This window comes from Enterobacter sp. WI-ESBL-E8, assembly GCF_053364895.1.
This window is the reverse complement of sequence record NZ_JBRWXJ010000001.1, coordinates 2305588-2319260: the sequence shown is the minus strand read 5'-3', so window position 1 is coordinate 2319260 and position 13673 is coordinate 2305588. Positions and strand designations below refer to the sequence as shown.

Annotated in this window: 15 protein-coding genes; 8 read left to right on the top strand and 7 right to left on the bottom strand. The window is 56.5% G+C overall.

The window, feature by feature from the left end; translation table 11 throughout:
• Nucleotide 1: 1 nt before the first annotated feature.
• Genes ACWHWP_RS11230 through ACWHWP_RS11220 form a run of 3 tightly spaced genes read right to left on the bottom strand, consistent with a single transcriptional unit; the run spans nucleotide 2 to nucleotide 2408 of the window.
• Complete coding sequence (locus ACWHWP_RS11230) at nucleotides 2-1261, bottom strand: NAD(P)/FAD-dependent oxidoreductase (protein WP_447855584.1); 1260 nt, start codon at nucleotides 1259-1261, stop codon at nucleotides 2-4.
• A complete protein-coding gene (locus ACWHWP_RS11225) occupies nucleotides 1258-1977 on the bottom strand; it encodes an SDR family NAD(P)-dependent oxidoreductase (RefSeq protein ID WP_447855582.1) in 720 nt (239 codons plus the stop codon). The genes ACWHWP_RS11230 and ACWHWP_RS11225 overlap by 4 nt, the downstream gene beginning before the upstream one ends.
• Complete coding sequence (locus ACWHWP_RS11220; RefSeq protein ID WP_059311349.1) at nucleotides 1974-2408, bottom strand: nuclear transport factor 2 family protein; 435 nt, start codon at nucleotides 2406-2408, stop codon at nucleotides 1974-1976. Before ACWHWP_RS11220 ends, ACWHWP_RS11225 begins: the two co-directional genes overlap by 4 nt.
• A gap of 259 nt (nucleotides 2409-2667) precedes the next feature.
• Here ACWHWP_RS11220 and ACWHWP_RS11215 point away from each other — a divergent pair, with 259 nt between their 5' ends.
• Nucleotides 2668-2865 (top strand): hypothetical protein, encoded by a 198-nt coding sequence (locus ACWHWP_RS11215; protein WP_023335609.1) that lies wholly within the window; start codon nucleotides 2668-2670, stop codon nucleotides 2863-2865.
• A gap of 1 nt (nucleotide 2866) precedes the next feature.
• The gene (locus ACWHWP_RS11210; protein WP_063429712.1) at nucleotides 2867-3649 is read left to right on the top strand and encodes a hypothetical protein; all 783 of its coding nucleotides are present in this window, start codon (nucleotides 2867-2869) and stop codon (nucleotides 3647-3649) included.
• Here ACWHWP_RS11210 and ACWHWP_RS11205 read toward each other — a convergent pair.
• The gene (locus ACWHWP_RS11205) at nucleotides 3630-4142 is read right to left on the bottom strand and encodes an N-acetyltransferase family protein (RefSeq protein ID WP_447855581.1); all 513 of its coding nucleotides are present in this window, start codon (nucleotides 4140-4142) and stop codon (nucleotides 3630-3632) included. The genes ACWHWP_RS11210 and ACWHWP_RS11205 overlap by 20 nt on opposite strands.
• 239 nt (nucleotides 4143-4381) lie before the next feature.
• Between ACWHWP_RS11205 and ACWHWP_RS11200 the strand changes: the two genes are divergently transcribed.
• Complete coding sequence (locus ACWHWP_RS11200; protein ID WP_059311402.1) at nucleotides 4382-4924, top strand: phosphoglycerate mutase family protein; 543 nt, start codon at nucleotides 4382-4384, stop codon at nucleotides 4922-4924.
• A gap of 45 nt (nucleotides 4925-4969) precedes the next feature.
• On the opposite strand, the gene ACWHWP_RS11195 is transcribed toward ACWHWP_RS11200, so the two are convergent.
• From ACWHWP_RS11195 to ACWHWP_RS11185, 3 genes are all read right to left on the bottom strand, one after another.
• Nucleotides 4970-5800, bottom strand: a complete 831-nt coding sequence (locus tag ACWHWP_RS11195; RefSeq protein WP_447855580.1) for an oxidoreductase — start codon at nucleotides 5798-5800, stop codon at nucleotides 4970-4972.
• A 116-nt stretch (nucleotides 5801-5916) separates the two neighbouring features.
• A complete protein-coding gene (locus ACWHWP_RS11190) occupies nucleotides 5917-6924 on the bottom strand; it encodes an AraC family transcriptional regulator ligand-binding domain-containing protein (protein WP_447855579.1) in 1008 nt (335 codons plus the stop codon).
• 113 nt (nucleotides 6925-7037) lie between these two features.
• A complete protein-coding gene (locus ACWHWP_RS11185; protein ID WP_063429706.1) occupies nucleotides 7038-7604 on the bottom strand; it encodes a TetR/AcrR family transcriptional regulator in 567 nt (188 codons plus the stop codon).
• A 119-nt stretch (nucleotides 7605-7723) separates the two neighbouring features.
• Here ACWHWP_RS11185 and ACWHWP_RS11180 point away from each other — a divergent pair, with 119 nt between their 5' ends.
• The 5 genes from ACWHWP_RS11180 (at nucleotide 7724) to ACWHWP_RS11160 (ending at nucleotide 13673) form a co-directional block, all read left to right on the top strand.
• The gene (locus ACWHWP_RS11180; protein ID WP_047348631.1) at nucleotides 7724-8191 is read left to right on the top strand and encodes a nuclear transport factor 2 family protein; all 468 of its coding nucleotides are present in this window, start codon (nucleotides 7724-7726) and stop codon (nucleotides 8189-8191) included.
• A gap of 84 nt (nucleotides 8192-8275) precedes the next feature.
• Nucleotides 8276-8590, top strand: coding sequence for a PTS sugar transporter subunit IIB (locus tag ACWHWP_RS11175; protein WP_059311403.1), 315 nt, complete (start codon nucleotides 8276-8278; stop codon nucleotides 8588-8590).
• Nucleotides 8591-8787: 197 nt separating this feature from the next.
• Nucleotides 8788-9402, top strand: a complete 615-nt coding sequence (locus ACWHWP_RS11170) for a TetR/AcrR family transcriptional regulator (RefSeq protein WP_059311356.1) — start codon at nucleotides 8788-8790, stop codon at nucleotides 9400-9402.
• A gap of 75 nt (nucleotides 9403-9477) precedes the next feature.
• Nucleotides 9478-10587: an efflux RND transporter periplasmic adaptor subunit gene (locus tag ACWHWP_RS11165; RefSeq protein WP_447855578.1), complete on the top strand. Its 1110-nt coding sequence runs from the start codon at nucleotides 9478-9480 to the stop codon at nucleotides 10585-10587.
• Nucleotides 10584-13673, top strand: coding sequence for an efflux RND transporter permease subunit (locus ACWHWP_RS11160; RefSeq protein WP_447855577.1), 3090 nt, complete (start codon nucleotides 10584-10586; stop codon nucleotides 13671-13673). Before ACWHWP_RS11165 ends, ACWHWP_RS11160 begins: the two co-directional genes overlap by 4 nt.

Here is a 13673-nt window from a genome sequence, read left to right as displayed (position 1 = left end):
CTCAGTTCCCCTCTCCGGCCGCTATCGCATTGACCACGTCCAGCGCGCTGCGCACGCCATCTTCATGAAAACCGTTGTACCAGTAAGCCCCGCAGAACCAGCTCCGCCGCTGACCGTTGATCTCCCCGCGGCGCGCCTGCGCGCGCCAGCTTTGCGGGTTAAACAGCGGATGTTCATAGATAAAGCGTTGCCAGACGAAGCGTTCGTCCACCGGCGTTTCCGGGTTGAGGGTGACGCAGAACAGCGGGCTGCCCACAGGCAGCCCCTGCAGAATGTTCATGTTGTAGGTGACGCAGGCGCTGGCCTGCTCGCGATCGCTAAGGCGGTAGTTCCAGCTGGCCCACGCCCGCTGGCGCACCGGCAGCCAGCGCGGATCGCTGTGCAACACCACCTCGTTGCGCTGCCAGCCGATATCGCCCAGCACCTCGCGCTCTGCGGGGGTCGGGTCGCTAAGCATGGCCAGCGCCTGGGCGGAGTGGCAGGCAAAAATCACCTGGTCGAAGGTATGGCTGGCATCGTCGAGCTGGAGGGTGACGCCTTCCGCCTGACGTTTCACACGCTGAACAGGCGCGTTCAGGTGCAGCGTCAGACGATCGCCAAGCTTGTCGAGCATCGCGCGGATATACTCCCGCGAGCCGCCCGGGACGACGTACCACTGCGGGCGACGGGTGATATCCAGCAGGCCGTGGTGGTCAAAGAAGCGTAAAAAGAGCGGCAGCGGAAAACGCTTCATCTCCTGCAGCGAGGATGACCAGATGGCGGCCCCCATCGGCAGAATGTAATGGCGTGCAAAAAACGGCGTGAAGCCGTGCTGGTCCAGAAACGTCTGCAGCGTGGCGTTCGGGTCTACCTCACCGTCCAGCGCCGCTTTCGCCAGGCGATTGAAGCGGACAATCTCGCCCAGCAGCCGCCAGAATGTCGGATTCACCAGGTTTCGGCGCTGGGCAAACAGCGATGTCAGGGTGTGACCGTTGTACTCAAGCCCGGTCGCGGGATTGTGCACCGAAAAGCTCATCTGCGTTTTTTGCCCGCTGATGCCCAGTTCGCTGAGCAGGCCCATAAAGCGCGGATAGGTGCGATCGTTGTAGACGATAAACCCGGTATCGATCGCATAGGTGCCCTGCGGCGTCGCCACGTCAACCGTTGCGGTATGCCCACCAGGCGTGGTGCCCGCTTCAAACAGAGTCACCTGATGGTGTCCGGCCAGCCGCCAGGCGCAGGTTAGCCCGGCGATGCCGCTGCCGATAATCGCAATCTTCATGAACGCACCATCCTGCGCAGCAGCACGCGCTGCAAAAACGTGGGTAGCCCGGAGAGCAGCCGTAAAATGAAGCTAAACCCGGACGGAAACGCGATGTGCATATTCCCTGCCGCCAGCCCGGTACGGATCGCCCTGACCGCCTCGTCGACGCTCACCCTGCCCGGCATGGCAAAATCGTTTTTCCGCGTCAGGGGCGTATCAACAAAGCCCGGCGAGACAACCGTGACGGAAACGCCTTTTGGCTCCCAGTCCAGGCGCAGGCTCTCGGCAAACCAGCTCAGCGCCGCCTTGGACGCGCCGTAGGCCTCCGCGCGGGGAAAAGGCAGCCAGTGGGCCATCGAACTCACCAGGACCACGCGGTTGCCCGCAACCAGCTGCGGCTGCAGTGCCTCAAGGCAATTCACCGGGCCGAGGAAATTTGTTGCCATCACCCGCTCCACCAGCGCCGCGTCCACCACGCCCTGCTCGAGGTATTCGCAGGTCCCGGCGCAGAGAATAATCAGATCGGCATAGCTGCCGGTCAGGGCCTGGCGACAGGCGTCCCTGTTCGTCATATCGAACAGGCGAACGGTGAGATTTGGGCAGGTTTGATGCAGGGCTTCCAGGCGTGCCGGATCGCGCCCGCAGGCAATCACATGGTAGCCGTCAGCGGAATAGGATTTCGCGAGCCCGGCACCGATGCCCGAGCTTGCCCCGGTAATCAGCACCGTCTTCATGATTTGACCCTCCGCTTCACGCCACGCACCGCCCAGCCAAGCAGAGGGAGATGTTCGTAGATCATCTCTCCCGCATCGTAGTAGTCCCGCTGGTGCATGATGAGATCGTTTTCCGTCTCCACCACTGAACACCCCGGCAGTTCGAGCGGCTCTCCCCCGGCAATGCGCGGGTGCGACCAGTGCATCACCCAGGTCACAGCAAAACGGCTGTCGCTGCACAACGGCGGATCGATGGTAAAACGGCAATGCTCGACGTTAGCCAGCAGATGGGTGAAGTAGCGCTGAAGCGCGAAAATCCCGTCATGCTCGCCAAACGGGTCGATAAGCGTGGCATTTGAATGATAAAGCCCCGCCAGCGCAGACGGCGGCTGGCTATCCAGTGCGGTGTAGTACTCAACAAACCGACTCACGACAGAGGGCAAAGTGCTCATGGGTCACATCCTGGCTGTAAACAACGTGGCGTAATCGCATAATTAAAACTTACACAATTAACGTTATTTGTCCAAGTTTGTAGCGATCTATTTTTTATTTTGGTGATATATCAATATGTTGAGGCGAGATAAAAAGAGAGGGTTTTGCAGGCCGGATAAGGCATAGCCGCCACCCGGCTTAAACTTTCAGGTTATCCTTAAGGCAAACTCGCCGGGCATCTTCCAGGCTTATTCTTTTTAATTCATAAGGATGCCTGACATGAAACGTTTCTTTCTCTCCCTATTCTCCAGCCCGGAATCCTTATTGCAGGTAATGAGCCAGCAGGAAATTATTGAAGCCGTCGAAGATGGCGATCGCATCATCATCGACCAGGACGGGAACGCCTCGGTGAACTACAAAAGCAACGAGGTGCGGCAGGATTTTCTGCGTCACGTCGACACGCTGAAGAGGGCCTGATATGGGAACGGCGATATTTATGGTGCTGATGGTATGCGGGTACTGGTACACCAGCCGCGACCTGTCGACCCGCTTTAAAATCAAGCGATCCTTCGGCTGGGACGTCTATTTTCTGGTGGCGCTGTATGGCTGTATTTTCGTTCTGCAGGGCGTGATTGCCACGGGTCTGCTCTGGCTGCTGCTGCTCGGCCTTTCCGCCGCCAACAACGCTTTCCACTTTGCCTCACCGAAATATACCGACTGGCAAATCGACTTTATGAACTGGAGTTTTTTAGGCATTCAGGCACCGGTGGTCGTTATGCTGGCGTTTGCTATTCTGTTTTGCCTCTACCGCTCTAACTGGGCGGGCAGCGCCAGGCTGGACGGTGAAAGCCGGAAAAAGCTCTACAAACGCCTTGCCCAGTCGAGCGGGATAGAACAACTGCTGTACCAGTGCATGGAGCAAGGCGAGCTGGCGCAGGTCACCCTCCGGTCGAGGCGGATTTACATCGGCATGATCCACACCGCGACGCTGGAATATGAAAAAACGGCGAATATCGTGCTAATCCCGATGTTGAGCGGGTACAGGGACGAGAAGACGATGAACCTGCGCATTGAGAATAATTACAGCAGGTGGTATGCAGAGCACGACATTACGCTCGACTCAGAGCCCCGCAGCGCAATGTCATTTCGCAAGGTCATTTTACTCAATCAGATCGAGAGCCTCTCATTGTTCGATCCCGCCAGCGCCAGCGCGCTGTCGCTGGCACAGCAGGACGCGCTTTCTAAAGAGGCATCCCCATAATTCTGAGAATGCTCTGCTGAGAAGCGGTTTCGAAAACGACGTCCTTCAGGCAGAGCATGCCCTGCTTTTGGTAGAAGCGGTACGCACCCGCGTTCTGCTCAAGCACCTCCAGCCAGAAATAGGTTTTCCCCTTGCTTCGGGCCATGTCGATGATTTCGCTGAACATGACCTGCCCATAGTTCTTGCCGGTTTCAGCAGGATCGAGGTAGAGCTTGTTGAGGAGCACGCCCTGCTTGTCCGTTTCTGGAACCAGGGCCTCCCAGGTCACTTTCATGAACCCCATGGGGCGGTCGGTTTCAGCTACAAACCAGGAAACGTGGCTCTCTGCCAGGCTCCGCTCAATTACGGAAGGGGCATACTCGGCGTCCAGAAAGTCCTTCATCTCTGCGTCTGATACCCACAGATGCTGAAAATGGGCGGGATAGATGCGGTATCCCAGCTCGCTTAAAAGCGTTGAATCCGCCACGGTGGCCTGTCGAATACGAAACGTCATGGAGGGTATCCTTACTAACCGCTTTAGGTGTGATGCCGTGCGAAACGAGAAAGACAAAAACAGTTACATTCTTGCCGCATATATTATTGCGGTGAACGACCTTAAGTACAGCCCGCGTGTTATGGATCTCGCCCGACACACCAAAACGGGTGGGTGAAAACCCTCACCAGATCGCGCTAGTCTGCCTGATTTGAATGGATGACCAGGACTAACGATTAGAACGTATGGAAATTATTTTGATGCGGCATGGAGAACCCCATTACAGGGGCGCGCCAAGGGTCTCGTGCAGGGAAATGACCGAATGGATCGACAGCTATAACCTCTCTTCGACGGGCAGCGACAGGCCGCCTGAAAAGGCTCAAATTCAGGCGTACCGCGCGCTCACGTTTCTCAGCAGCCCTCTCCCGCGAGCCCTTTCATCGTTGAAAACGCTGGGGTGTGAACCGGATTTAATTGATGAGGTTTTTCGGGAAGCAGAGCTGCCGGTGTTCCGTATTCCGGGGTTACGGCTATCGCCTTTTTACTGGGCAGCGCTGTTTCGCGTTCTTTGGCTCTGCGGCCTGTCTGGCGAGGCAGAGTGCGTGAGCGTCGCAAAAGAACGTGCCGTTAAGGCGGCAGAAATCCTGGTGAATGTCGCGAAGGACTCTGACGGCCCCGTCTTGCTCATGGGGCACGGAATGATCAATCGGTTTATTGCGAAGGAACTGATCGCATCAGGCTGGAAAGAACAGACTTCCCGGGGTACCGGTTACTGGGGAGCGGGGATTTACAGCCTTGTGTAAGGGTACATACTGACACCGAGGATTTTTTCATCCTCGGCGCCTGGGTCATAGCGTCTGGCCAAGAATAACGCGATCGAACAGACGGTCTCCCAACCAGAGACGCATGCGGATGAGCATCTTTGCATACTTGCCGGCTGCATAGCGTGTACGCGGATGAGGGCTTTTAACGGCGCGGGCAACCACGTCCGCAATCACCTTCGGATCGCTGCCTCTGCCATTCCCGTATGCATTTTTGACCGATTTAGCCACCTTTTCCACGAGGCGAGCGTAAGGGCCATTTGCTGAACGTTTAACTATATTGCTGCTGACCACATCACCAAAGCCTGTCTCGATTAAACCCGGTTCAACAATCACAACCTTAATGCCAAACTCAGCCGCTTCAAGACGCAGACAGTCAGACCATCCCTCAAGCGCATGTTTCGTTGCGTGATACCAGGCTCCCAGAAGGGTGTAAATCTTACCCCCCATAGAGGTGATATTAATAATGTAACCGCTGCGTCTGGCGCGCATGGCCGGGATCAGCAGTTGCGTAAGGCGGGCCGCACCAAACACGTTAACCTCAAACTGATAGCGAGCTTCATCAATACCGATCTCTTCTACCGGTCCATAGAGCCCAAAACCCGCGTTGTTGACCAATACGTCAACCCCACCTGTCTGCGACATGATGGTGTTCACTGCAGCCAAAATGTCTTCATCACGTGAGATATCCATCCGCAGAGGGTACGCGCCAAGCTGGGCGAGATCGTGCATTTTCTCAACGCTACGGGCAGCAGCGTAAACCTGATAGCCATCCTGAATAAGACGACGGGCGATGGCTTTGCCCATACCTGACGATGCACCGGTGACCAGCGCAGTTTTTTTGTCCTGAGTAAACATAGATACCTCGGTGAGTAGACTGTGTCTAGTTTGCTCTCCTTCGACCTCATGTTAACTAGCGTATCGCGCCATGTGACTAGCAAACTGCGCCATCAGAGCGATAAATACGCGCGTGTTTACTCAAGACGCATGGTTGACCTGGCCGCTTCAGGGGTCTGGCCAGTCCAGGTCATAAATGCGCGATAGAATGAATTAGGATCTTCGAACCCCAGCAAAAATGCGATCTCATAGCCGGAAAGACGCGTATTGCGAAGATAATGGCGGGCCAGGTGTTCGCGACACGCGTTGACGAGGTTGCGGAAATTGTCCCCTTCCAGCTCAAGCCTGCGCTGCAGCATGCGCTTGCTCATTCCCAGGCGCTCCGCCGTTTTTTCGATAGTCGCTTCGTTACCGGGAATAAGTTCCAGAAGTACTGAACGTACGCGCTCAGCGGTTGAGGCCGTGTCATCTAACTGACCGAGACGACGCTGCAGTTCCGGTTCAAATACCTGCCACATTCCCTCATTTACCGTTAAAAAAGGCCGAAGCGCATCGGCTGCGGAAAAAGTGATGGCGGGATGTTCTCCGTATTGCACGTCAGTACCAAAGAAACGTGAAAAGTGGCTGTTCTGAACCACTGACGGTAGCGCAGAAACGCAGATCTTTAAGGGGGTAACCGGTTCGCGGGTTCCCAGCCGCAGAAGCTTGAGCAGGAATCCCAGCTCTGCCACCTGCAGAAACGGCGGAAGATCTGTCGCAAAAAGCCAGCGCGGTGAAACGGTCAGGTTGCCGTTGTGATCCACCTTTGTCTCCAGAACCATGGGCGCAATAAGCTGTTTATATCTGGCCAGACGCTGGACGGCCTGCATCATATTGCTGCTACACAGTGCGGCAAAGAGCGGTGGATCAAATACGTCCGCTGAGATCAGTTCAATAAGCGGAACGGGAAAGGCCGGATCGTTCGATTCGGCCTCCAGCGCGTCCCAGAAACGGATGTATTCATCCGTATCAAGCCCCCGCGCTTTTTGCACAAACAGATCGTCAGGTAATCCTGCCCTGCGAAGAATGCGTTCTGGCTCGAGCCCCGCGTCTTTCAGCAGCGTTTTCCAGCTTATATCGAGCGCGAAAGTGCGGTTATAGGCCATTTGCTCATTTCCGGTGTGAAGGTTATTGAACGCTTAGCATTATTGTTCATCAACCGATGAACGAGCGCAACGCAGTAACGAGGAGGAAAGCTTTTTAAACGGGATCTCGCCAGTCATTTTTCCCCTGTTAACCCTGATAATGCCTTCTTCAATGGTTTGATGACATCAGCTGTATTCACGCCCATTTGCGCATGAATAATTGCGCCGTCAATCAGCAGCATGATCTCGCTAACGACGCCCTCGTCAGCGGTTTTCGTCAGCAACGCAATGATTTTCTTTGTTTCTATTTTATGGTTGCGGCAAATCTCTTTAATTTCGCTTTCAATATCTTCAGATTTTGCCTCTGCGCTGGCGTTAATAAACGCGCAGCCGTGAAACTCGGGCGAAACAAACCATTCGTGAAGCGTTGCGGATAATGCATCAGACGCTGTCAGGCCTGCTTCGAGATGTCGACGCAGCGTAGTTTCAAACCAGTTAATCCATATTTCATGCCGGTACTGTAAATAGGCAAGAATAAGTAAACTTTTACTCGGAAAATGGCGATAAAACGTCACCTTCGTCACTTTCGACTCTCTAATCAGCGTATCTACCCCCGTGGCTTTGAAACCCGTGGAATAAAACAGATCGTGCGCCGTATGTAATATTTTATCCCTGACGCTGATTTTTTTATCGTTACTCATGACGGGTGTATTCACTTTTCGGCAGCCTCTAAAAGGAGTGTTGACAGCGTTATTTTTCAGGCATAGATTAGCGCAAGTAGACAGACCTGTCTACATAATAACAGACAGAGGTAATAGCAATGAACGCACGCCCTCCTTTACCGCCCTTCACGCGTGAAAGCGCCATCGAAAAAGTCAGACTGGCAGAAGACGGCTGGAATAGCCGCGACCCGGCGAAGGTCGCGCTGGCCTATACGCTGGATACTCAATGGCGCAACCGCGCGGAGTTCGCCACCAACCGTGAAGAGGCGCAGGCATTTCTGGAGCGGAAATGGAAAAAAGAGCTCGATTATCGTCTGATTAAAGAGCTCTGGGCGTTTACGGATAACCGCATCGCCGTTCGCTATGCCTATGAATGGCATGATGATTCCGGCAACTGGTTCCGCTCTTACGGCAATGAAAACTGGGAATTCGAACCGGACGGACTGATGAAGCGCCGTTTTGCCTGCGTAAACGATATGCCGATAAAAGCCGCTGAGCGACTGTTCCACTGGCCGCTGGGCAGACGCCCGGACGATCACCCCTCGTTGAGCGATCTGGGATTATAGTGTTGTCGCCAAAATAAGAGATAGCGCGCATTTCGGTGACCACCTCAGGACTACGCTATGAGCGGTTTTCAGGAGGAACAAAATATGAAAAAGCTTCTGATATGTTGTTTGTTCGGTAATACCGCAAACGCTCTTGCCAAAAAAATGCAGTCCCTGGCAGAACAAGAAGGCTCTCCACTGATGATTAGCGCTGTTGGGCTGGATAACTTCGCCAGCGTCGCCCCCGCTTTCGACGGTTTTCTTATCGCGCCGCACATTCAGTACAAACTCGATGAGATACACGCAACGGTGGGCAATACGCGTTCAATCGCCATCATTGAGAGTCTTCCCTACGCGTCGCTGGACGCGAAGAAGGTGTTGAATTTCGTGAAGGAGCAAATGCCTGAACTGGCTGCCTGACAGACAAGGCCGCATCGCTATTGCGGCCTCCTCTCCCCCGCAGACAGATAGATGCCATAGCGCGCGAAAAACAGTGATACACTTACCCCCACCTGGTTGATCGTCCCGTCTGAACGGCTCACGACGAAAATGAATGTAACCAAAATACGAAATGGTCACTCGTTGTCAATCGTAGCCCGTCACGCTAAGCTTAAATAATGACTAAAAATATGAACGCCCCATCAACGCGTGGTCCCCTTGACCACTCAGTCAGAGAGCAAATCGTCGAAGCGGCTTTTGAGCACTTCGGCCACTATGGCTATGAAAAAACCACCGTGGCCGAACTGGCTAAATCCATCGGTTTTTCAAAGTCCTACATTTATAAATTTTTCGATTCCAAACAGGCTATTGGCGAGGTGATCTGCGCTAACCGCCTGGAGTTGATTATGGCGGCCGTGCTTGCGGCCATCAAAGATTCGCCGTCAGCAAGCGAAAAACTACGCCGTCTTTTCAAAGCGCTCACCGAGGCAGGCAGCGAGCTGTTTTTCCACGATCGTAAGCTTTACGACATTGCCGCCGTTGCCGCACGCGAGCAGTGGCCGTCGACTGAACGGTATGCAGAAAGCCTGATGAAGCTTATCGAGAGCATCATTATCGAAGGCAGGCAGGCCGGCGAGTTCGAGAGAAAAACGCCGCTGGATGAGGTCACCCAGGCCATCCACATGGTGATGTGCCCTTATATTAATCCCGTACAGCTGCAGTACAACCTCGAAACGGCCCCCGCTGCTGCGGTGCTGCTCTCTTCGCTGATTTTAAGAAGCCTGGCCCCCTAATTTGTGACCATTGACTTTATTGGTCACTAGTCAGAGAATGCGGATACCGTCCTGTTACGTCGATAAGGTTTCCCCATGCTCAGGCTCACTTCTGCCCGCGTTGCCGTTTGTCTCCTGCCGTTTGCCCTGGTGGCGTGCGGCGACAATTCCGCGAGTGACGATCCGCGCGCTCGGCCACCGCTCGTCAGATCCGCCTCCGTCGAGCTTGCGAGCAATACCGCCCGCGCCTTTACGGGAGTGGTGGTCGCCAGAACGCAAAGCGATTTAGGCTTCAGGGTTCAGGGCAAAATCCTCGAACGCCTGGTGGATACCGGGCAGACCGTCAAGCAGGGCCAGCCGTTGCTGCGCCTCGATCCGGTTGACCTCAAATTACAGGCCCAGGCGCAGCAGCGCGCGGTGGATGCCGCCCGGGCGCGTGAGCGAAAAGCGTCCAGCGATGAGGCGCGCTATCGCGGCCTTGTGGCATCCGGCGCCGTATCTGCCTCGGAGTATGACCAGATCAAAGCCGCGGCCGATACGGCCAGGGCCGAGCTCAGCGCGGCCCGCGCGCGGGCTAACGTGGCGCAAAACGCCACAGGCTACGCCGTACTGCTGGCGGATTCAGACGGCGTGGTGATGGAAACGCTCGCCGAGCCTGGCCAGGTCGTCAGCGCCGGTCAGGTGGTGATCCGGCTTGCCAGAGCGGGACAGCGCGAAGCGCTTGTGCAGTTCCCGGAGACCTTGCGCCCTGACGTCGGCAGCGAGGCGCAGGCCACGCTGTATGGCAATGAAAAGCACCCGGTCACCGCAACGCTGCGCCAGCTCTCTGATTCAGCCGACGCCGCTACCCGCACCTTTGAAGCACGATACGTCCTGGAAGGCGCCCTGGCCAACGCGCCGCTGGGGGCCACCGTCACGTTGAACATTGCAGACGCGAAAGCGCAGGGCCAGGTCATGCAGGTGCCGCTGGCCTCGCTCTACGATGCGGGCAAAGGCCCCGGCGTCTGGCGCATTTCCGCTCCGCCAGCAAAGGTCGCCTGGACGCCCGTCAACGTGCTGAGCGTGGGTGAAGCTGCGGCGCAGGTCACGGGCGGCGTGAAGCCCGGCGAGAAGATCGTTGCGCTAGGCGCGCATCTTCTGCACGAGGGTGAAGTCGTCAGGCTTGCCGTACAACGCGATGCCACTCGCGCGGAGAACACGCCATGAGCGGAAGCCGCTTTAACCTGTCAGCACTTGCCGTTCGCGAGCGTTCAGTCACGCTGTTTCTGATCGTTCTCGTGACGATTGCCGGTATTTACGCCTTTTTTGGGCTTGGACGCGCGGAAGATCCGCCCTTCACCGTAAAGCAGATGACGGTGATCGCCGTCTGGCCGGGTGCCACCGCGCAGGAAATTCAGGATCAGGTTGCCGAACCGCTGGAGAAGCGCCTGCAGGAACTCAAATGGTATGACCGGACGGAAACCTATACCCGTCCCGGCATGGCCTTTATCACCCTGTCATTGCAGGACAAAACGCCGCCCGCGGAAGTGCAGGACGAGTTCTACCAGGCGCGCAAGAAGCTTGGAGACGAGTCCCAGCGTCTTCCGGCAGGCGTCATCGGCCCGATGATGAATGACGAATTCGCGGATGTCACCTTTGCCCTCTTTGCCTTAAAGGCGAAAGGCGAGCCCCAGCGGCAGCTGGTGCGCGATGCCGAAGGCCTGCGCCAGCAGCTTCTGCACGTGCCTGGGGTGAAGAAAGTAAACATTATCGGCGAACAGGCCGAACGGATTTATATCTCCTTCTCGCACGATCGTCTGGCGACGATGGGGCTCTCGCAGCAGGATATTTTCAATGCGCTTAACAGCCAGAACGCGTTAACCGCCGCGGGCGCCATTGAAACCCGGGGCGCGCAGATATTCATCCGCCTGGACGGTGCCTTTGATGAACTGCAGAAGATCCGCGATACGCCATTTGTTGCTCAGGGGAAAACGCTCAAGCTCTCCGACGTGGCAACGGTTGAGCGCGGCTACGAAGATCCTCCGACGATGCTGATACGCAATCAGCACGAGCCCGCCCTTCTGCTGGGCATCGTGATGCGTGAAGGGTGGAACGGCCTGTCGCTGGGTAAAGCGCTGGATGCGGAAACGGCAAAAATTAATGATGCCCTGCCTCTCGGCATGACCCTGACCAAAGTCACCGATCAGTCCGTGAATATCCGCTCGTCGGTTGATGAGTTTATGATCAAATTCTTCGTCGCCCTGCTCGTGGTGATGGTGGTCTGTTTTGTCAGCATGGGCTGGCGCGTGGGCGTGGTAGTGGCGGCGGCGGTCCCGCTGACGCTGGCTGTCGTCTTCGTGGTGATGGAGGCCGCGGGGATTAACTTTGACCGCGTCACGCTGGGCTCCCTGATCCTCGCCCTCGGCCTGCTGGTTGATGATGCCATTATCGCCATCGAAATGATGGTGGTGAAGATGGAGGAAGGTTACGACAGAATCAAAGCCTCAGCCTACGCCTGGAGCCATACCGCCGCGCCCATGCTGGCGGGTACTCTGGTGACGGCCATTGGCTTTATGCCGAATGGTTTTGCCCAGTCGACCGCCGGGGAATACACCAGCAATATGTTCTGGATTGTCGGCCTCGCCCTGATTGCGTCGTGGTTTGTCGCCGTGGTGTTCACCCCTTATCTGGGTGTGAAGATCCTGCCGAACATCCCGAAAGTGAAAGGCGGCCATGCCGCCATCTATAACACGCCACGTTACAACCGTTTTCGCCAGCTGCTTGGCCGCGTTATCGCCAGAAAATGGCGGGTGGCCGGCTCCGTGGTCGCCATCTTCATCCTGGCCGTGCTCGGCATGGGGATGGTGAAAAAACAATTTTTCCCGACCTCCGATCGCCCGGAAGTGCTGGTTGAGGTACAGATGCCCTACGGCACCTCGATTGCCCAGACCAGCGCCGCCAGCGCAAAAATAGAAGCCTGGCTGAGCAAGCAGCCGGAAGCCAAAATCGTTACCGCCTATATTGGTCAGGGTTCACCCCGTTTTTATCTGGCGATGGCCCCCGAACTGCCCGACCCTTCATTTGCGAAAATCGTGATCCTGACGGACAGCGAGACGTCTCGCGAGGCGCTGAAGTTCAGGCTCAGAGAGGCCGTCGCCAGCGGCCTTGCGCCCGAAGCGCGCGTGCGGGTGACGCAGCTGGTTTTCGGCCCCTACTCTCCCTTCCCGGTTGCCTGGCGCGTGTCGGGACCGGACGTCGATACCGTGCGCGGCATCGCGGATAAGGTAAAAGCCGTGCTCCAGGCAAGCCCGATGATGCGAACCGTTAACACCGACTGGGGATCGCGGGTGCCCGTTTTACATTTCACCCTCGATCAGAACCGCCTGCAGGCCACCGGCTTAACCTCCAGCACCGTCGCCCAGCAGCTCCAGTTTCTGTTATCGGGCGTGCCGATTACCGCCGTGCGGGAAGACATTCGTTCGGTAGAGGTGATGGGCCGCGCGGCGGGCGATATCCGCCTCGATCCGGCAAAAATCGAGGGCTTCACCCTTGTGGGTAATGCGGAACAGCGGGTTCCGCTGTCACAGATCGGCAAAATTGAGATCGGCATGGAAGACCCGCTTCTGCGCCGTCGCGATCGCACCCCAACGATTACCGTGCGGGGCGATATCGCCGATAACCTTCAGCCGCCGGACGTGTCAACCGCCATCATGAAACAGCTCCAGCCGATTGTTGATGCGCTGCCGGCCGGCTACCGCATCGACATGGCGGGGTCGATTGAAGAATCGGGCAAAGCCACGCAGGCCATGTTGCCGCTCTTCCCAATCATGATTGCCCTGACGCTGCTGATCATCATTCTGCAGGTGCGTTCACTTTCGGCGATGGTAATGGTGTTCCTTACTGCTCCGCTGGGGCTGATAGGCGTGGTGCCGACCCTGCTGATCTTTAATCAGCCGTTCGGCATCAACGCCCTGGTGGGCCTGATCGCCCTCTCAGGCATTCTTATGCGCAATACGCTGATTCTGATCGGGCAAATCGATCATAACCAGAAGGACGGCCTGGATCCGTTCCAGGCGGTGGTTGAAGCGACGGTCCAGCGAGCGCGCCCGGTATTACTGACCGCCATGGCCGCCGTGCTGGCGTTCATTCCCCTGACGCATTCCGTATTCTGGGGCACGCTGGCCTGGACGCTGATCGGCGGAACGCTGGGCGGGACGATAATAACGCTCGTCTTCCTGCCCGCGATGTATGCGATCTGGTTCCGGATCCGCCCTGTGGAACAACGCGTGCAGCCCACCGTGGAAAACGTGTAA

Bases quoted from the DNA above. Each gene is read 5' to 3' on its own strand.
- ACWHWP_RS11185 (WP_063429706.1), bottom strand. From the start codon at position 7,604: ATGAGTAACGATAAAAAAATCAGCGTCAGGGATAAAATATTACATACG.
- ACWHWP_RS11165 (WP_447855578.1), top strand. From the start codon at position 9,478: ATGCTCAGGCTCACTTCTGCCCGCGTTGCCGTTTGTCTCCTGCCGTTT.
- ACWHWP_RS11200 (WP_059311402.1), top strand. From the start codon at position 4,382: ATGCGGCATGGAGAACCCCATTACAGGGGCGCGCCAAGGGTCTCGTGC.
- ACWHWP_RS11215 (WP_023335609.1), top strand. From the start codon at position 2,668: ATGAAACGTTTCTTTCTCTCCCTATTCTCCAGCCCGGAATCCTTATTG.
- ACWHWP_RS11175 (WP_059311403.1), top strand. From the start codon at position 8,276: ATGAAAAAGCTTCTGATATGTTGTTTGTTCGGTAATACCGCAAACGCT.
- ACWHWP_RS11160 (WP_447855577.1), top strand. From the start codon at position 10,584: ATGAGCGGAAGCCGCTTTAACCTGTCAGCACTTGCCGTTCGCGAGCGT.
- ACWHWP_RS11190 (WP_447855579.1), bottom strand. From the start codon at position 6,924: ATGGCCTATAACCGCACTTTCGCGCTCGATATAAGCTGGAAAACGCTG.
- ACWHWP_RS11220 (WP_059311349.1), bottom strand. From the start codon at position 2,408: ATGAGCACTTTGCCCTCTGTCGTGAGTCGGTTTGTTGAGTACTACACC.
- ACWHWP_RS11170 (WP_059311356.1), top strand. From the start codon at position 8,788: ATGACTAAAAATATGAACGCCCCATCAACGCGTGGTCCCCTTGACCAC.
- ACWHWP_RS11180 (WP_047348631.1), top strand. From the start codon at position 7,724: ATGAACGCACGCCCTCCTTTACCGCCCTTCACGCGTGAAAGCGCCATC.
- ACWHWP_RS11195 (WP_447855580.1), bottom strand. From the start codon at position 5,800: ATGTTTACTCAGGACAAAAAAACTGCGCTGGTCACCGGTGCATCGTCA.
- ACWHWP_RS11205 (WP_447855581.1), bottom strand. From the start codon at position 4,142: ATGACGTTTCGTATTCGACAGGCCACCGTGGCGGATTCAACGCTTTTA.
- ACWHWP_RS11210 (WP_063429712.1), top strand. From the start codon at position 2,867: ATGGGAACGGCGATATTTATGGTGCTGATGGTATGCGGGTACTGGTAC.
- ACWHWP_RS11225 (WP_447855582.1), bottom strand. From the start codon at position 1,977: ATGAAGACGGTGCTGATTACCGGGGCAAGCTCGGGCATCGGTGCCGGG.
- ACWHWP_RS11230 (WP_447855584.1), bottom strand. From the start codon at position 1,261: ATGAAGATTGCGATTATCGGCAGCGGCATCGCCGGGCTAACCTGCGCC.